The sequence below is a fragment of the Sphingobacterium puteale genome, from assembly GCF_050986225.1.
GTDB lineage: Bacteria > Bacteroidota > Bacteroidia > Sphingobacteriales > Sphingobacteriaceae > Sphingobacterium > Sphingobacterium puteale.
This window is the reverse complement of record NZ_CP158959.1, coordinates 1576589-1597052: the sequence shown is the minus strand read 5'-3', so window position 1 is coordinate 1597052 and position 20464 is coordinate 1576589. Positions and strand designations below refer to the sequence as shown.

The following is a 20464-nucleotide window of genomic DNA, read 5'->3' as shown; positions in this document are numbered from 1 at the left end:
ACACACGGTGCTTATTGGTTTGATATCAATGATATTAATCGTTTAAAGCTAAACTATTATCCCCCCACCGATAAAGGTGAGGGGGATAATAGTTTTTTTTAAATGCACATGAGAAGCATTCTTTTGCACAGCTACTTAAATATTTTTAAGTGTGGTGTACCACTGGTAGCCACCATTTAGTCTGATTTTTATTTTTTCCGGCTTCGCAGAGCGTATGGTATATTTGATCAATTTACCGTCTTTCCATTTCATGTCGACCGTATAATTGCCCCTCGCTTTAAGGCCTTTCACCTCGCCATTTTTCCATGCATCAGGTAAAGCAGGCAACAGATCTATACAGCCATCATGACTCTGCAAAAGCATTTCAGCAATACCAGCTGTAGCACCGAAATTGCCATCGATTTGAAATGGAGGATGTGCGGAAAATAGATTCGGATAAACACCTCCACCACCGCCCATATTATTGGGGTCAGCGACCGGCTTTAGCATTTCCCGGATCAATTTGAACGCTCTGTTTCCATTATGAAGTCTTGCCCAAAACAAGGTTTTATAAGCAATAGACCAGCTTGTACTATTATCTCCTCTTACCTCAAGCGACTTTTTTGCTGCTTCCGCAAGGTCGGGAGTAGATAAAGGCGTGATTAATGGAGCCGGATAAACCCCATATAAATGAGAGACGTGACGGTGAGTCGGTTCTATTTCCTTATAATCCTCCAACCATTCCTGTATACGTCCATCTTTGCTGATCACTCCAGCCGGAGGTATCGTTTGCAGTAAATTCTCCAAATCCTGTCTAAACGCATGATCAATTTTCAGTTTTTTTGAGGCTGTGATCACATTCGTAAACAGCTCCCGCACAATCTGATTATCAATGGTAGGCCCCATACAGATACTCGCGGTCTTTCCGTTAGCCATATAGAACGTATTCTCTGGCGAAACCGAGGGGGAAGTAACCATCCAGCCTGTTTTAGGATCTTTCACTAATACGCTTTTATAAAACTCAGCCGAACCTTTCAGCACAGGATAGATATCTTTTAGATAGTTTAAATCATTTGTAAAAGTATAATGATCCCATAAATTGCTACATAGCCATCCAGAGCCGGCATTTGATGCTCCCCATGACGCGTTCTCGCCGGGCTCTGTAAATCCCCAGACATTGGTAATGACATGTGCTATCCAGCCATCAGCATTATAGTAGGCCTTGGCCGTTTTCTTTCCCTGTTCAACGAGACTTTTCACCAATTCCGCTAACGGCAGATTCAGTTCAGATAGATTGACCACCTCAAGAGGCCAATGATTCATCTGTACATTCACATCCAGGTGATAATCCCCATTCCATGGTGTGTTGATCTCCTGCGCCCAAAGCCCCTGTAAATTTGGTGGCAACAGTCCTACCCGCGTGCTGCTGATGCTCAGGTATCTCCCATACTGAAAAAACAAAGTAGCAAGTGATGGATCATTGTTGAAATTGTTGTAGAAATTAGCTATCCGACGGTCTGTTGACAAATCTGCAGCTGCCCCTTCTCCAAGATCAATATAAGCACGTTTAAAGAGCTTGCTGAATGCTGCGATATGATTACGTTTTTGCAGATCATAACTTTTTTTCATCGCTGCAGACAAAAATTGACTTGTCTTTTCTTCAAAGGCAAAGCCCCTAAAATCAGTTCCAGCAGAAACGTAAATCAACACCTCAGTAGCATTCTCAATAACCAGATTATTATTTTCCGGACGGATCGTTCCGTCTTTCAATTTCGCCTGTACCCGAGCCAGATATTTCATCCCCTTACCATCGGTACCGTTATTGAGCTGGCCGGACATCTGCAATTCGTTGCCCACCGTATTAACCAGATAACGCTCAGGTCGATTCATCGCAATACGACAATTGAGCTGCCCCGGCTTGTCTGCTGTCAACCGAATGACATCGACATCATCATCAAAACTTGTAAAATACTCGCGTTTATAATTTACACCATTACGTGTAAATGTACAATTCGCAATGGCTTGGTCTAATAGGAGCTCGCGACGGTAGTTCTCAACTTTTTGTTCCTTTCCCTGATCCCCCTTATAGGTAAAATCGATCTGCAATGCACCCATTGTTTGAAATTTACCCCACCGTTCTCCCGCTGAGCCTTCGCCTTTACAAACAAAATTGCTGTTTACCAATGCTTGCGCTTCATCATTTTTCCCCTCTAAAATAAGTTTCCGGATGGCTGGAAGGCTTTTATAAGCCTCGTAATTATTGGCATCCTGCGGACTTCCAGACCATAAAGTAATATCGTTCAGGACAATGCGCTCCTTTAAAATACCGCCATCAGGTGTCATTCCCAATCGGCCATTACCCAGCGGTAATGTGGCTTCCCAAATTTCCGCTGGTTTATCATACCACAATTTTAAGGGCTTTTGCTGGGCAGATACAGTTGTAAGAGCGAGGCAGAAAAAATAAAATACAGTTAACAGTTTCTTCATGATATATCGTGTTTCAAATCCCTCATTTTGTTGTGGAAAGCTAGTTAATCTCCATAAACCTTAAATTCATAGATATTGGCAATAGTCTTATCTTTGGCAGGTAACACTGTCAATCGTACCCATCTCGCTTTGGCATTGCCCTCGTCAGCAAAACATGGAATTGATATTTTAGCGTTGTTGGTTCTATCTGCAAAAATAGACCATTTTACATTGTCGGCGGAATACTCAATTTTGTATTGTGCACCTTTATCTACGAAATCCGTAAAGGTTTCACATCTTTTGATTTTCTGTACAGAACCAAGATCCACGACCAGATGCTGCTCGGTACCATCAGCTTTTGGACTCCACTTGGAAAGGCTATTTCCATCAAATGCACCAATCAAGCTATGTCCCACGGGATCAGCAGGAGATGTCGCTGGTTTCCATGCGGAAAGCAATTGACCTGAGGCCGGCGTGTAATTGAGGACAAGGTTGTCGAATCCGGCAAAATTAAAGCCCGATACGTAACCTGCCGCTCCAATTGAATAGGTATCATCCTGTACATCAACAACGAGCTGGCCGTCTATGTAACCTTTGATATTGCTTCCTTTTCCGGTCAACTTCAGCTTATGCCATTTACTGGCATCCACATTTCCACTTGCAAGTATATTTTTCTTTGTCTGAAGTTTCCATGTACCATCTTTATAGATATTAAAACGGTAGCCGAAAGGAATATTTGATTGATTGGCTTTATCATAGGCTCCTCTCAAAATTAGTCCGGCATAGCCGACTCCATTAAAGGCATCATTTTCGACAAAAACATCAGAAGAAATTTCGCCCTGCTCCCATTCCGTATTTTGCGCAACAAACGTATAGGCACATTCATCCGGAATCCAGTGAGTGATATCGTTTACGAGCAATTGTCTTAAGTATTTATTATTTCCCTCAGATTGCGCCAATTCAAAAGCACCCGAGTTGTCATAAAAGTATTTTGGCGAAAGCGGTGCTCTTTCTAAAGAGTAATTATCAAAATTATCACTGTATTTTGTCGGGAAGGCTTTTTCCTTAGGAATAGTATGCGCTCCCTTTTGCTGACCTGTCGTTGTCGTAATCGTATAAATACTCTCCGGATCAATAGCTAATGTAACTTCTCCGTTGACTACAGAAACATCTTCCTGTTGTACAAATTGGCTTTTACTGTCCGACTTCCACACATGCAACTTATCTTTAGGAAGATCAGCGATATTGAATGTTAATTTCTGTCCCTCTGAACCGCTGACCACCACAATACTATAATCATTGCTGCCATCCATGTTTTTATAAGTACAGTAAGCACCATCACCACTGAATTCCCCACAGCCACTATTGAGGTACTTCCACCCCGGTTTGGCAAACTGGTTAAAATGCGCTACTGCCCAAATCGTTGGCCACACCTCATAATATCCTGACCACGGTGTAGTCCCTTTCATCAAGCCTACGTTCGAAAAACAGGAAATATCGGGCATTGAAGCAATCGGACACCACATATTTACTTTCACTATTTTCCATTTGATATAACACTTTAAAATGTTCTTGGCTAAATATGTCGTGTTTCTCCAGGATGCTCCGGGCAATGAAAAATCCTCACCGGACCATAAGGGTAATTCTGTCAGAACAGAATTTGGATTTGGTTCTTCACCTCTATATCCCCACATATAGGAGTCCGGATAGTGATAGCTGATCGATGAAATTGTATTTCTGAATACGGAGTCTTTAACCAGCAAATCACTGATTTCCCATGCTTTGCCAGCACCTTCGGGTGCATTTATTTTAATGTCTTTAAAGCCATTTCGATCGAGTGTAGGTCTTAACACATTGACAATCCAATCCCTGTTATAATCGCGTTCATTCCAACAGCCTGAAATATACTTCATCTTGAGGCCCCAGTGTTTTGCACCTTCAATAAACTTGACCAGGTAGTCTGCATTATCCTGTGACCATACCCCTTTAAACCATCCGGGCATACTCCATTCCAGGGCATCGAGTTCTATATTCGGATTTCTATTTGCGGCTTCACGCATCAGCCAGTACTCAAATCCACGATTGTAATGAGGTTTTTCCATTTCCGCCCTTGTTCGTGCAAAACTTGGTTCCGAACCACAGGTGGTGTTACCATCCCCTCCAATTTCAGTCTTAAGATAAGTAAAGCCTGCACCGAAGTTTGGCTTGAACAGGTAATCTAAAATATCACTTCTGGATTTATCGGCATAATCTATTAACAATCTTGAGGAAGAGCCTGCACTGACAGCTCCGACCCCATCAAAAAGCCGTCCGGTACCTTTTCCGTCGATCTTAATTATTTTAGATGAACCAGCATTCGTCTGTGCTAAAGCGGCACTGACTGCAAGAGCTAAGTAAAGTGTTGTAATTGTGTTTTTAAACATAGTTGGTTTCATTGTATTACCTGTTTGAATTTCGTATAAATTTCAGGGTAAAATCTGATGGTGTTACCCCAAATATTCTTGTATTAGTGTATGCTAAAAATTGGTTACTATTTAACGATCCGATCACTTGTCCAGAAGGTCAGTTCACCCATCGTGATAAATGTACCTCCGCCCCAAGTTTCCAGTACTTTAATTCGGATATACCTCGCTTTGGGTGTTCCCGGAGGAAGTTTAAATTCTTCGCCTGCTTTTGCGTAGTTGATATCTCCATCGGTTGTTTGTCCGACCGGCAATCCTGAAGGTTTTACGGATTGACATTCGGCTAGTTTTGTCCAGCTTTCCCAAGATCCGTCTGAAGCAGGACTATTGCTGCCCCATATCTCGAATTTCTTCACATTCTCAGCCCTAAAGATACGATCTGCCGCCTGCCAGGTTTTAAATCTGCTAATAGAAACAGATTCCCCCATATCAAAAGTAAACCATTGTGAAGATCCATCCGTGGAAGCAAAGCCTTTACCGTCATAATCTTTATTCCAAAGATATTCCATTAGCCAACCCCAATTATCCCGAACATCTGTAGGAAGCGAATAGACCTTAAAGTTTGCCTTATCCACTTCGCGCTCAAATGCTGGAATCCCGATCTCGACCTGATCGACAGTGAACTCGTCTATTGCTTTAGGCTCGGGTAAAAATATGGATCTGTAGACAAGTTTAGTATCATTCTTATAACTTGGCAACTCTGTGGTTGCACTTCCTCCTGGAACAATCGCTGTCTGTGCCAAACCCGCTTCGTCTGTATACTTTAGTTCAATAGATTTTTCGCCATCTAATGCCGCATTCCAATTAATAATAAGCTTGTTTCCATCTGGAGAAAAACCAATTGATTTAACCGTACGGTTGGACAATGCCCGTTGATAATTATCACCATATGCCGTACCCGTTACTTTTTTAACAATTGATCTTGCGTTATTGGCAGTATATGTATATACCTCAAAAGAATAAGCCCCTTGGGTAAGGTTATTGAACATAAAATCAACCACATCCTTACCAGTTGTCTTTACAACATTTGCTTCTACGGAATCCGTATTATTTTTCCAGAACACCTTGACTTTAGTGACCAGCGGGTCATTGCCCAGAATAATCCGCAATTGAATCCTGTTCCTTCCTCCATTGGCGGCGATACTATCGGCTCTTCCCGGATAGTAAATTTCGCCATCTTTTGTAATCTCTTTATAATCGTCTTCTTTTGTACAGGAAATTATAGCAGTCCCAGCAACGATAAAGAAAAAAAAGCAGGTTAGATATTTTATTATTTTCATATTTTCTCTTTTAAAGTATGATTACTACGGATTAGGATTCCCCCACAGAGTCAGTTCCGTGAAATTTACATAAACCCCATTGGTCCAGTTTTGTAAGGTCTTAAACCGGATATACCTTACAGCAGGTGCTTCTATAGGGATATTAATGGTTTCTCCTTCCAAGGCTGCTTCATTATCAGCGTTAGAATTCTGTCCGACAGGTAAACCAGAAGGTTTAATCTGTTCGTGTTCGGCAAGCAATATCCAATTGGTGAAACTGCCGTCCGGACTCGGATCATTAGAACCCCATATTTCTACTTTTCTCGGATTGTGCAGATTATAGTACCATCCCTGTCTCATAAACCAGACTAAACGGCTTAGTTTTACGGTCTTCCCGATATCAAAGGTAAACCACTGCGGCATCTTTACAGGATCTGTTGTATGATATGCTGTCGTATTGCTGACATCACCATCAAAAAGATATTCGACTTCATTTCCAGGATAATTTTTTGCATCCGTGCCATTAATATTTAGTCCTTTCATCTTTGTCCGATCCAGTCTCGCCTCAAAGATGGGAGTTAATGTCACGTAAGTCGTGTCCGATAGGTTCCCCCAGCGATCCCGTACCATCAGTCCGAATCGGGTTTCCACGGATGGCAGCTCTCTGGCGCCAAAGCGTCCTGTTTTCGCTTTTGTACTAAGCGTTTTTACAGGAACAAAATTGCCCAGTTTATCATTGGTTAAGATCACGATAGCGACATCTGAGCCAATATCGTTCCTATAAGTAACATCTATTCCGCCAAATGCCTCGCTCGCGACTAGCTTTTCCTTGACAAGATCAAATGGTGGTGTTTTGGGCTGTACTTTTACGACCAATGGCTCCGATACATTTTCACTTTTGTCGACCGCGTATAATCTTGCTTCGTAAACATCCGTATCAGCAAATCCTTCCAAGACAACACTGTCAAGATACCGGCTCACTTTTGTCGTCCGCACGATACCGTCTTTTGTGGTATACTCGGCTCTTACATACAGTAAATCATGATCCTTTGGCAGACTATAGGTTATTTTAGCAGCCCCATTTAAATTTTCAACCTCGGCATTACTCACAGGTCCCGGAGCCTGCTTATCACTTTTATCCATTGTACCCACCTCGGTTTTCTGACAGGATCCAATCGTCCCAACGATCAATAGTCCCGCAAATAACACAGATATTATTCGTTTCATTTTTTCTTTTCTCAATAGTTAGTCATTCATATTAAATTTTCCTTGGCTATTATTACCACCCACCATTTTGAACCAGATTCGGATTTACCAAAATACTGTAGTCTTTTATTGGCCAAAAATAATCTCTGGGGCTATTAAAGCTCTGATTGAACAACAATACCCTACGGTTATAATCCGAGTAGCTAGTTTGGATAACATCCCAACCATAAATAGGTTGATTCAAAAATTCACCAGCTCTTTTCCAGCGTCTCAGATCCCAGAAGCGACTACCCTCAAAAGCCATTTCAATCAAACGTTCCTGTTGGATAATTTCCCTCAAACCATCCTTATCAGTATATTTATTCGGATTTTTTGAGAAGTTTGTCCATGAAGATTCTACCGATTTAAGTCCTGCACGATCTCTTATCATATTGACATATTCTAATGCTAGCGTCTTATTATCGGTCTCATTCAATGCTTCAGCATAAAGTAAATAAAGATCACCTAAGCGTACCACAGGCCATGGATAACGCTCTACCGTAATATTGGTTGCGCTTGCGACCATTTTCCAATTGACCAATTTCTTGGTATAATAACCTGTTACCGAATAAATGCGGCTTTGCTTTTTGCCAGAATGTTGGCCTGATTTGGCTTGAATGTTAAAATTTCCATTTTCCATATACCATTTAGAGCCATCAAATGCCATATCCGCATAGAAGCGTGGTTCTCGGTTAAAATGCAAGCCGACTGACTGATAGCCATCCTGTATCCCAAGATCGGCAGCTGTCGCAGTCCGTAACTGGAATCTATTGGCGTAGTCCCATGTTTTATCCTCAGTAATGGGGACACCATTTTCTGTATAAAACAATTCGGCCATTTTCATGGTAGGTGCAAGTTGTCCTTTTAAACCGGAATTAGGAACATTTGGATCTAACTGCGGACTAGCATAGAGTTGCAGCGTCCAGGTATCATTGGGTTTGGTCGTTGTGCCCCAGATCAACTCCGAGTTCCACTTCTCACATACAGCATTTCGGATGCTCATTTCCGTTTTTGTGAAATCATCAACCGGCTTTGTGGGCGAAATAAAACGATACAAATCAATATCCGCATTTTTTGCTGCCGTAATCGCTAATTTACATGCCTCTGCTGCCCTTTCCCATTTTTTTTGATCATAGGTTGCGTTAAACAATGCTCTCCCATCCGGATTCTTGATATTGGCAAAATCCGGGTTTCCGTTAAACAAGGGACTTGCTGCCGTGACAAGCAATCTTGCTTTTATTGCAAGTGCGATAGGTTTCGTGATTCTCCCCAATTCAGTACTTTGATTTATAATCTTATCTGGTAGGCCCACACTACCTTCCCCGGCCGCCGCCTCATCTAAAAGATTGACGATATAATTAACTACGGAATCAGCTGACTGCCTGCTTACTTTTACCTCCTCTGCGCTAGCATAAATAGGTAAGTTCTTATCGACGATGGGGATAGGACCATACATTCTAAAGAGGTACCAGTGAAAATAAGCTTTCAAAAATTTAGCTTCGGCAATCCAGCGATCTCTCATATAGGGTTCAACATCTTTGACCCGATCGATATTTTCAAGAAATATATTACAGTTCCGAATACCATTCCACATCGACTTACCATCATAACCGTCCCAATAGTTCAATTCAGGTTCATCCTTATTCTGAAGGCCTCTGGCAATATTATAAGGGGATAAACTTGAATAATCCTCGCCCGTTGGCATTGGCCAATAAATCCATAGCTCGTCTCCGGTATTCAGCCCTGCATTCATTTCCGGATGGCCCTCCCGCGGCAAACCATCATAACAGGTAAACAAAAACTTCTCGGCTTCATTCCGGTTGGAAAAAGCGTGGTCAATGGTCGAGACATTGTCCGGAACCACATCAAGAAAGTTTTTCTTACAGGAATTCATCATAAATAGCAGCAAGGCTGCCGAAAGGGTCAAACGAATCGTATATCTTTTCATATTGAATTTCTCTTTTGTATTAGAATTGGACATTTAATCCGAAATTGTATACTTTTTGAAGCGGATATCTTAGACCATTACCACCCATCTCTGGATCCCAGAGATCAAAGCTACTTTTGACAAACAGGTTACTGGCATTTAAATAAAATCTGATTGGTCCTACTCCCATTTTATCGAGCATTTTGCTCGATAGGTTATAGCCCAATTCGACTGTTTTTAACCGTAAAAAAGAGCCATTACGCATCCACCAACTGGAAGGTTTAAGATTATTTTGGTTTAGGTTCGGACTTAAACGAGGCCAAAACGCATAAATATTGCCATTCTCTTCGGACCAGTGATCATCGGCAATGGCTTGTAACAACCCGTGTTGATAAGGGCCATTCATAACAAAAGGACTGGTTTTATCGGGATCAATCCAGAAAGAAGACCGGCCGGACCCCTGAAAGAATCCACTAAGATCAAAGTTCTTATAACCTACCGACAATCCAACACCATAAATAATTTCAGGTACTGTCGGCAAGCCCAATGGCACATAGTCCAAGGAAGAGATCATACCATCTCCGTTAATATCCCTGTATTTGATATCTCCGCCCATCACCTCACCGAAAGTCTGAACAGGAGAATTTTTCACCTCTTCATTATCGACAAAAAGTCGTTCTGCAATCAGACCATAATATTGACTAAGCGGATGACCGACTTTAGACAGATAAGCTAAACTGGACGGGTAATTGGGTTCCTCATTGACAAGCAATTTGCTCGTGGCATAGGTAAATGTTCCCCTTGCCTGTACCCACATGTCGCCAAAAGTCTTATTGTAATCCACCGAAAGATCAATACCCTTTCCTTCTGCTTCACCCACATTAGCTTGTATGCCTGCAGATAAGCCCATTGTCGTAGGAACATAAGCCCGATTCATCAGAATATTATTTCTGCGTGTTTTGTAAGCATCCAAAATAATATTGACACTGTTAAAAAGGCTAAGATCCATCCCTAGATTGACTGTTGTTGCCTGTTCCCAGGTAATCGTCTCATTGGCATATCTCGAAATCGAAACACCATCTTTGCTATAGGTATAGTTTGTACCAAAAGCTGATCCATGTGCTCCATCCCTCAGATTCACTTTAGACAGATAAAAGAAGCGGTCATCTGTATTGCCGATCTGATCGTTACCGATCAAACCATAAGTTGCTCTAAATTTTAGTTTCGTTATCGTCTGTCTTAATGATCTAAAAAACTCTTCATTTGATGCATTCCAGGCTACCCCGATTGAAGGAAAGAAGCCATAACGATGATTTTTCGCAAAACGTTCAGAACCATTTAGTCCAAAATTTGCTTCAAGTAAATACCTGTTATCATAGCCATATGTAAATCTCCCCGACAGCCCTTGATTGCGAAAAGGAAGTGAAGCCTGAAGATCAGCGGCATTGCCGGTAAGAAAACTCCGCAACTGGGTCACTAATAAAGCACCGACACTATGCTTTTCTGAAAAAACACGATTATAATTAACCGCAGCCTCCAGATAAGATACTGTGTTTGAAACTTTTTCTCCTTTATTATAATCCAGATACTCTGTTGCATTTTTCTCATTGAGCAATTCCAATGAGTATTTATCACCTTTGGCATCTAGCGCATTTGCCCTATAATAGAAAGGATTGTACCTTCTGTTCAAATCAAAATAAGAATAGCGTTGTGTATAAGCCATGAGTCTCGCATTCAGGCCTTCTGTAAGGAATTTGAAATCCTGCTTAACTTCAAGCTGCACATTCAATGTTGAAGTGTTGTACTGTTGAAATCCCGAAACCATTTCTGCATACGGATTAAAATACAAAGCTTCTCCCCTTTCACTAATTTTAGCATTGCCAAATAAAGGATGTTGCGCATAGCCCATATCAGATGCTGGAAAAACAGCTGGAAATTTAACAGGATTTGCAGCTATTGCGCCCTGAAAGATATTACCCCCTCCACCAATTGGTCCTTGATAATCATCGAAACTGCCCGAAGTCCGTACAATTCCCTCCGTTGTAGGTGTTAGTTTAACATTAACATTTGAACGGATTTGATAACTTTTCAAGTTAATGTTGTTATCGAATTTATTTCCATTGTCAGACTTCAACACACCATTATCTACGTTATAGGTACCCGCAATATAAAACTGTGCGTTTTTCCCGCCACCACTCATATTCATATTAAATCGCTGATTGAGTGTATAATCTTTGATCAGCAAGCCGATCCAATCATTATTTGGATACAGTAAGGGATTATCTCCGGCAATCGTCCGATCAATCTTGTTTTGGCTGTATGGCAGTTCTCCCAAGCGATCTCTGGTTAGCACAGCTTCATTCGCCAGCTTCATATAGGTGATATTGTCCGCCAGTTTGAAATTTTGCGTATTGGAAGAAAGCGAATTCTCAACCCGCACATTGAATTTTGTTTTGCCTGAAATTCCAGATTTCGTCGTCACCAACACCACGCCATTAGCCCCTCTGGCTCCATAAAGCGATGATGCCGCTGCATCTTTTAAGACCGAGAATCCGGAGATATCATCGGGTTGCAATCTGGCTAATGCACTGGAAGAAGATTCCATACCATCAATCAAAATCAGTGGATCTACCTTCCCACTTCCAAATGTTGTAATCCCGCGGATAAAAAACTGTGCATTATCCGCGCCGGGCTCACCACTCCGTTGAAAGGCAACAACCCCAGATAGCCTTCCCGCAAGCATCGTTGTCAGATTGCTGGTCGGTCCTTTCAATTCTTTCGGATTGATTGTTGTAATGGAACTGACCATACTCTCTTTTTTCTGATGGCCGTAAGCGACTACAACCACCTCATCCAATTCGCTTTTATCCTCCGTTAATTGTACATCTATCTCTTGAAGCCCATCAATCGGAATTTCTTTTTTTGCATAACCAACGATAGAGAAAACAAGAATTCCCTTGGGGTTCGATACTTTGAGACTATAATTTCCATCAATGTCTGTTGTCGTTCCGTTGCTTGTCCCTTTTTCCACGACAGACACCCCCTGTAGTTTTTTATCCCCTTCTCCCGAAACAACACCTTTAATCAAATTCTGATCGGCCCGGCTCTCCCTTCTTTTGGAGATAATAATCATTCTTTCCTCTATCGCATACGCTAGTCCTGAATTAGCTGTAACTTCCTTCAACGCCTCATCAAGTGTGGCGTTCTTAACTCGAAAATTTGTCTTTTTTAACGGGCTGATCAGATCTATATTATAGAACATGTCGTACCCCGATTGTTTCTTGATCTCTTTCAGCACAGATTCTACAGCTGCATTTTTCAGCTCGAGATTGATACGTTGGCCATAGCCCTCCGCAAATGCCGAAATCGAAAATAAAAATGTAATTACAAATGTTAGCTTCATTATGATTAGATGCTTGCGAGTACATATTACAGTTCCCAATAGGCGATGTAATAAACAATACAAATGCTTGTATTGAACTTTTAAATTCATACTTTTGTGATGTTAGGTTTTTAGAAAATTTTGTATTACCCTAATGTTCGCCGACGGTATGGCAGTACTGTCGGTTTTTTTTGATTAAGTTTTTTTCCCCATTTATTTTTCAAATTTTAGTGTAGTTCCCGTTCGGTTAATCTTGATATTTGCTGTCCGTGCAATAACGCTCAATGCTTTGTCCAACTCATAATTTCTTGGTATAGTTCCACTAAATGTAAGTGCAGGAAGGGTTTCCAAATCCACGTCAATATTATACCATCTGGAGAAATCCTTCATAATTTCTTTTAACGTAGCATTATCATAAACAAACACACCATTCTTCCAGCCCAATACCTGCTCCTCATTTTCAGTCTTATCTTGTTTTAAAGCTTTGGATTTTTTATCGAGGACAATCTGTTCGCCCGGTTTAAGGATATATTCCTTTTGCGGTGATGATCCAATTAAATTCTGGACAGATACTTTACCATGAAACAAAGTGGTTTTAGTTATTTGTTCATTTTCATAATTGTTGACATTAAACTTGGTTCCGTATACCTTAATCCGTTGATCGTGTGTTTTAACAATAAAAGGCTTATGTTTATTGGTTACTATGTCAAAAAATCCTTCACCCTGAAGTTCGACCTCCCGTTGACCTTCAGCATAGAAAAGTGGAAATTTAAGTTGGGAATCAGAATTTAGAACCACAGCACTACCATCGGTAAGATAAATACGTGATTGTCGGCCTTTGGCTGTCCGGATTGTTTGATATATAATCTGAGGCTTAAGATTAGGCTGACTATCCAGTACTTTAACATGAATGTCCCCCAGGCTATCCTGTAGAATCACGGTGCCATTTTCCCGTAATAATTCAACGTTAGAGGTACCATCCAGTTTTATCTCTTTTCCATTACTTGTTATCAATGTACTCCGGTTATCTGCTATTCCTATACCACCAGATTCTTGCCCTCCACGTGTATACCATAATACCGAAATTGCACAGATTATTGAAGCCGCAGCAGCAATTGATATCCACGCGAATAGTTTCCTTTTGTTCTTTTTTTGGTTCTGATAAAAATATTCACGGTCGAAATATTCATCAAGCTGCTGAATAGCAATTTTAGCATGATCATCTAACTCAACTTCCTCTTCTAGCTGCAAATCTTCCAAGATCAGTTCCTTGAAAAGTTTTGCATACTCCTTTTGACGCATGTAATGCATTAACAGATGGATTTCTTTATCCGTGCACTGTTTAGCAAGATATCTTCTATATAAGTTTATCAATTTGGTTTGTTCCACAGTATAATTGGTCTTACTTTAACTCTATATACGTAAGCCAAAAAAATATCAACTATACCAAATCAAAAAAAATTAAAATACTTGCAAATATGTTCTACGACTTGCAAACGCAGAGATGCTCAATGGATATTTACTGATTTTAATGTGTAATGACTTGTAGCAGGATTGTGCTGATGTAGCTGAGAAATACAAACTGGTGTTCCGCTAATAATATATAAGGAAACAACAGTAATTTCCATTCTTAAATGGAAAATCGAGGTTAATATTCCACAAATAATATCATAAGAAAAAAGTACTGATCCAAATCCTAGCTGTGAAATACAGGATAGTATTCTGCAAATAGCATCATAAAAAAACAACAATAGTTCCAATTCCAATGCGATTTAATAATACCGGTAGCTTTAACAATATGATTGTTGATGGTGGCTGTAGAAATATTCAAAAGTTTGGACACCTCATCATAGCTTCGACCTTCGAGCTTACAAAGTACATATACTTCCCGACATCGTTCGGGAATAATATCCAAGATATCATTGAGGTACTTCTCCATTTCTTTATAAGAGACCGCCGCTTCAATATCATTTGCGCATTTTCCTTTCGATAGAATCATCAGCTGTTCACTCTTAGCTTGATCTGAAGCAATTTTTCGAAAATAATCGTAAACTGTGCTTTGTGCAATTGTATAGAGATAGGACTTAAAATTTTTTGAAACATCAATCTGCGATCTATTCTGCCAGACCTTTATAAATACATCCTGAACGATATCCTGCGCAAACTCCACTGATCTTACCTGCCTTAATATACGGCCGAAGATCTGTGCTCTATAGCCATAATAGAGTTTTTCGAATGCCTTTTGATTCCCCTCAGCCAATTGTAAGAGCAATATCGCGTTGTCCTCTAGACTCATAATTTTATTTCTATCGAAGTTCAATAATCCATGGTTTTTCAATTGCATTACGATGTGCGGGAAAATAATTCATAATTTCTGCACATGTGCTTTTCTAGGTACTTGACGAGTTGAAAATAGCAGCAAAATTTCGTTAGGCCACCTGACAGTCGCCTGACAATTGATCTTGAAACAAAAGAAATGATATAAATTAAACCAGAGATGTATAAAACACGTAAAAACATGTAAAATATTACGATACAGTCAATGCATTCCTCTTTTTTAAAAAGGACGTATCAAATCGTTACTGACATTACTAAATGGTTGAGCTATTTTTTTCCGACAATCAACTGTTTCACTACAGGAGCAGTATGATGCAAGTAGCTGAGCTAATGAAACTGTCGCGTAGAAATATCGAAGGTAAAAAGCTCAAAACTGGCACGAAATTCGATATCATTTAACCAGACATAATTAATCAAATACTTAATAAAACTTAAAAGATAACACAGTCATTTTGAGTCGTAAAATAATCTAAAACCTATGATCGTATCATTAAATACTTATTTAATTATTATTGGGATATTTTGTCTTTTAATAGTTATCAAACCGCTATATACCCGATTTATCAAAAAAGAGGAAAGTAAAAATGATGCGATATTGTTACTGCTTCTCCTAACTATTCCGATCAATTGGTTTACACCAAGTATCCTGACAATTACAGACTGCAATAATTATACAAAAGAGGTTGTGTTGTTCCCAACAACGAAAGATGGCTTTAAAATTAACTATGGAAGAGCGACTTATATCTTGAATAAATCGGATCGGAATTTAACATTTGAATATTACTACTATGGAGATAATACACCAGCGAAGGGAGAGGAAAATAAGGAAATTGAACCGAAGCAAAATGCGAAAGTAAATGTTATTTCAATCGATTATATTCTTTCAGAACCGGCAGAGAGTGTATCTACAAAATCGAGCGGTGCAACAAAAACTGTATTGAGATGTAAATAAATAGGATATAGCACATTTGTTATTCCTGCTGTATCCAGGCAAATTTCCCCTTGTTTAAATAGATAACACCTCCACCACAAGATTCAGCTTGGTGAATGAAAATACCATCGTTTATCAATTTGATTTTATCTGTTTCATTTACTTCTTCATCTGTAATTATTTCACCATCATCATTTACATTGTTCCAATAGATTTCCCCTTTGGGCGCTTTTTCAAAAACACCCACCCAATCTATATCATCAAAGCCCTGACCCAAGATATCAGTACCCATACCTAAGTATTCAATCTTTTTGTTCCCAAAAATAAATCTTAGGCCATATTTCTCATTTTTTGTATTTTGGACAATCTGCACTGTATCCGTCAAATTGTCTCCGTCCAAATCACAGTGTAACGTACCTGGTTTATGTATCTGGGATAACACTATCGTGTCTGGAACCGTCTGGTTTTCTATATTTCGAGGGGGCTCGTCATTATTTAATTCAATCTTATTTTCGACCTGTTTGCCCTTGGAACCTTCGGTCTTTTTATCTCGACAGCCTAGTACTATGCATAGTGCCAAAATGAGAGAAATTATAAAACGATGTCTTGCCATAATGTATATATTTTAAGAAAAATGATCACAATTAGCTTAGTTATCACAATTCGCAATAAATAAGGGCTTCGGCAATATCTTTACGGCTATCTGGGGTTCTGACGTTCCCTTAATCTGATCAAACTTCATTAATACGCCATCGTAATGGTAGTCTGTGCTTTTATAGTCCAGTTCTTTTGCAGGTATGGCCCGACTGACATATAGATTTTTGTCGGTATCGTATCTGTAAGCTGCTAACGCTATTTCCTGATCCATATCATCATGGGTATTGTACCCATTATTTACCAACTTGAAATCCGCATCAAAAGCTCTATCAAAAGATTGGTCTAAAAATTTCAGTTCTTCGAGCATAGAAAATTCTTCTTCTTTAGTGGATTTTCGAATAGGCGTATCCGACTGATCACTCACAGGATATAACCCTTCTTTGCCTATTTTGAGAACAAAGTCATTGTGGTACAAGCTACTTTGCATATGTTGAACAATAAAATCATTAAAATCGCCACTGGCAAAATGATACATCAATTTAGGAATTTCAATACCACGATCACTATCCTGGTTTTCTTGTTCCAATAAAGTAATCGTATCCATCTTTTCATTATACAGATGAACGCTAGGAAAGTCTTTACAATTCGCATCCTCATTAAAAAGAGGCTGCATTTTGTCCGGTAACATTCCGACCAAAATCGCACTACTCAAACGATCCCCCATGAAACAGACACGCATTCCACTTTTAATATTCGGATTTTTCCGCGCATACACATAAAATTGGGCCTCAGGATTTTTAGGCTGTAGATAAATAAGATCATTTTCGATCTTCCAGGTACCTTTTATTAATGTTCCGTAAGCGATTATCAAAAAAGTCTTGTTTTTATTTATAATAAAAGCAGCACCCGAAGATTTATATACTCCGTCAATATGTTGTTCGCTTTGTTGTGCACAGGCAAGATTAGCGCAAAATGTCAATAACAGCACAAGTAGTTTATTAAATTTCAATAGCATAGTTTCAATATTTAGCTAAATATCTTAAAAAAGCCATAAGATAAATTACAGATTAAACATTCAACGCTATGGGATTAAATTTTCGATGGCATTTCTCTAATATTTGGTTTATAGCTTTCCGAACGAATATGTTTCAGTATGCAGGCTATCCATACTTTTCAGTAATGCAATCTCTTTATTTGTTAAATCCATTTTCTATAAAAATCTCCCTGCCTTGTCGCCTTCTGTACTGACATTTTTATTTATACCATTTTATAATTAACTCAAAACAATAGCGTAGTCCTTTTCAATTTTAGCCAATGATACAGTTTTGCAAAGATATTGAATTATCATAGAAAGTTTCCCGATGCAAAATTGTCAACTACAGGCCCAAAATGATAACTTGCCTATTTCAGCAATAATTTTAGCCAACCACAGACAAACGGGTTATACATTTTTTTTATTAGCATTTATCTTTTCGACGCTCTTATGATATCCCGAAAGAATATGGTCTTTCCGCTTTTGGTTATACCTTGAATAGTAATCCAAAACCCTTCTGGGTTACTATTATTAAAAAACGAAATCTCCATTCCGCTACTGTGCCCATCCAATTTGACATCCGGATTCCAATACAAGGTGGGCCGTGCATCAAATTGTTCATTTGCTAAATTATCATTATAGGTTACCAGTTTAAAATGTTCTTCTCGCATATAACCTTCAACTTCCTGCTCGTCCAAGGCCCTGCCTATATATGGGTCCCCTTCACTGGGATCCATTTGATAAACATACAATACAGAAGTAACGTAACCGTCTACTTTGAATTTCTCAAAGTACTTGACATACGGAATCCGATCCATGGATGTATTGAATAAATCTTCCAGCTTCCATCTATTTGTTCTTATTTCATAGTTATTGACAAATACACGATCCCATCTGGTTGAATCCGCGATTTTAGTATAATTTAAACGAGCATATTCTCCAAAATTTAACGGCAGAGCCTTGACGAAACGGTCGTTATGGGGATCAAGTACGGCATTAGCAGGTCCTTTAAATTTTTCTCCGGCATATCTACCCTCAAGGTAATCAATACGCCTCTGCTGCACACTTCGATCTACTTTGACTTCCTTTAATCGGATCCCCCCATTTTTATCACGATAGCTCAATGGTGTATAGGCCCACTTACTTTCGTTCCATGCCTGAGGTACTAAAAACTTTTGATGTAAAGGGGGAATAAAAAAGGTAGAATCTACTCTTCTCGGCCCAAAATTGTACTTAACCAGAAATTTATCAAACATCATCTTTTTTTCGATAGCAGACAGCTTAGTAGCTATCGTCCCCCGGATAATCAAATTATCCACGATAAAGTATCCTGAGAGATCAGGTATAATTGTTTTATAACGCATAACCCTATCTTCCGGAAATTTGTATCCAAAAGACATTCCACCAGGTTTTCCTTTCCCATTATTTTTTGCTATCTGATCAACAAGCTTCTTGTGGAAATGCACCCATTTATTTCCTTCCATTAAGATCTGCCCTTGTAGGTAATAAACGGAGTCATTTGTCGACCGTACCTTATTAAAATTCAAATTGGATGGAGAATTCCAAGCGCTGGTGGCTATCAAACCATACTGCAATTTATCATTCCGAAATAAATGTGTTGAATGGACAGGTTCCTTATGCAAGAAATAGGGCCTAAAGTAAATATCCTCAGTAATATCTGGGACGCAATCATTGGGTACTTCCAAAGCTGTGATCGAGATAGATAAGTTTCCCTCTTCACCTGAAGGCAAACTCAGTCTAAAACTATTCTTTCCTCTGTCCTTTTGCGTTATCTGCAACCATTTGATATTAGGCACAACTTGAATATCTCTCAATCCGCCCACAAAATGAGCGGATTGAGAGCGTATGCTATCCTGTTGATCGCGCAGCTCAAGCCGCAGCAGACCATAATCTAGATCATTGCGGTTTAAATAAATAACAGTCCGCCGATCAGGTCTAATTGTGATCGTATCTATCATGACCAACCTGTCATTCGAAGCCAATATGATCTTTACCCTTTCAGCAGGAAGATTACTTTCTAAATAAACAGCTATAGTATCACCTATATCCCTACTATATATTTTTCGTCCAAGTTCGGTTTTTAAAAGGATGTCAGGTTTACGCTTACCATTCACCTCCCATTCTAGGCGACAATTCCCAACGAAAGGGGGAATATTGACAACACCGTACCCGGAACTATCTAACTCAAAAACCGACAGTAAATCACCATCACTTTTTAAAATAGTCCCTTTGACAAGTAGTGGTTTTTCACTAGCCTCTATCGTCTGCAAATAAAGCCTATTATCTTTATTTTGCAGGAAACGATTGCCTTCAGGGCGTACAATCAGGGGGCAATCCACCGGTATAGCTGCACTGTCTAAATCATTTTTATTCTGGTTATTTATTTGAATAATCGGAATTTCCTTGAAATAGTATCGTTCAATCATTCCTTTATCTGTGCCCACGTAAGCATTAATATAGATACTGGTCTGCTTCCAATCCAGCGGAAGTAAAAATACACCATCACTCATACCCCCACGTTGTAAGCTAAACATAGATCTCACAATATTACCCTGTTGATCCGCAAGATTTAGATGGAGATTGATGGCAGAAGAATCAAGATAGCCATGCTGCACAACATAGCTTTTAAACCACACAGAATCGCCAGGGAAGTAAGCCTCCCGATCAGTATGAATGTATATTTTTCGTACTTCCTGTTGTCCATAAACCAGACCCGAAAAGAAGCCTAAAATCAAAATTATTTTAATCCAGACAGCAACGGTTGAGAAAATACGGTCCAAAATCATTATGCATAAATTTCTAGTTGGTAAAAAAATAAAAAAAAT

General features: G+C 39.5%; 12 protein-coding genes. 1 reads left to right on the top strand and 11 read right to left on the bottom strand.

The annotated features are described in order from the left end of the window. Positions 1-135: 135 nt before the first annotated feature. From ABTV71_RS06600 to ABTV71_RS06565, 8 genes are all read right to left on the bottom strand, one after another. Entirely contained in the window at positions 136-2466 is a 2331-nt protein-coding gene (locus ABTV71_RS06600) for a glycoside hydrolase family 95 protein (RefSeq protein WP_433902586.1), read from the bottom strand. A gap of 44 nt (positions 2467-2510) precedes the next feature. Then, entirely contained in the window at positions 2511-4880 is a 2370-nt protein-coding gene (locus ABTV71_RS06595; RefSeq protein ID WP_433902585.1) for a discoidin domain-containing protein, read from the bottom strand. Between the two features lie 95 nt (positions 4881-4975). Continuing rightward, entirely contained in the window at positions 4976-6187 is a 1212-nt protein-coding gene (locus tag ABTV71_RS06590; RefSeq protein ID WP_433902584.1) for a DUF4998 domain-containing protein, read from the bottom strand. A gap of 24 nt (positions 6188-6211) precedes the next feature. After that, positions 6212-7393: a DUF5000 domain-containing lipoprotein gene (locus ABTV71_RS06585; protein ID WP_121125093.1), complete on the bottom strand. Its 1182-nt coding sequence runs from the start codon at positions 7391-7393 to the stop codon at positions 6212-6214. A gap of 52 nt (positions 7394-7445) precedes the next feature. Next, positions 7446-9359 (bottom strand): RagB/SusD family nutrient uptake outer membrane protein, encoded by a 1914-nt coding sequence (locus ABTV71_RS06580; RefSeq protein WP_433902583.1) that lies wholly within the window; start codon positions 9357-9359, stop codon positions 7446-7448. Positions 9360-9378: 19 nt separating this feature from the next. Then, a complete protein-coding gene (locus ABTV71_RS06575) occupies positions 9379-12741 on the bottom strand; it encodes a TonB-dependent receptor (RefSeq protein ID WP_433902582.1) in 3363 nt (1120 codons plus the stop codon). Positions 12742-12933: 192 nt separating this feature from the next. After that, complete coding sequence (locus ABTV71_RS06570) at positions 12934-14031, bottom strand: FecR family protein (protein ID WP_433902581.1); 1098 nt, start codon at positions 14029-14031, stop codon at positions 12934-12936. 385 nt (positions 14032-14416) lie between these two features. Continuing rightward, positions 14417-15016, bottom strand: coding sequence for an RNA polymerase sigma factor (locus ABTV71_RS06565; RefSeq protein ID WP_433902580.1), 600 nt, complete (start codon positions 15014-15016; stop codon positions 14417-14419). A gap of 519 nt (positions 15017-15535) precedes the next feature. On the opposite strand from ABTV71_RS06565, the gene ABTV71_RS06560 reads away from it, so the two are divergent. Further along, the gene (locus ABTV71_RS06560) at positions 15536-16009 is read left to right on the top strand and encodes a hypothetical protein (RefSeq protein WP_433902579.1); all 474 of its coding nucleotides are present in this window, start codon (positions 15536-15538) and stop codon (positions 16007-16009) included. 19 nt (positions 16010-16028) lie between these two features. On the opposite strand, the gene ABTV71_RS06555 is transcribed toward ABTV71_RS06560, so the two are convergent. From ABTV71_RS06555 to ABTV71_RS06545, 3 genes are all read right to left on the bottom strand, one after another. Next, positions 16029-16601 (bottom strand): hypothetical protein, encoded by a 573-nt coding sequence (locus tag ABTV71_RS06555; RefSeq protein ID WP_121125088.1) that lies wholly within the window; start codon positions 16599-16601, stop codon positions 16029-16031. Positions 16602-16637: 36 nt separating this feature from the next. Then, positions 16638-17600: a hypothetical protein gene (locus ABTV71_RS06550; RefSeq protein WP_433902578.1), complete on the bottom strand. Its 963-nt coding sequence runs from the start codon at positions 17598-17600 to the stop codon at positions 16638-16640. Positions 17601-18049: 449 nt separating this feature from the next. After that, positions 18050-20425: a hypothetical protein gene (locus tag ABTV71_RS06545; RefSeq protein WP_433902577.1), complete on the bottom strand. Its 2376-nt coding sequence runs from the start codon at positions 20423-20425 to the stop codon at positions 18050-18052. Positions 20426-20464 lie beyond the last annotated feature (39 nt).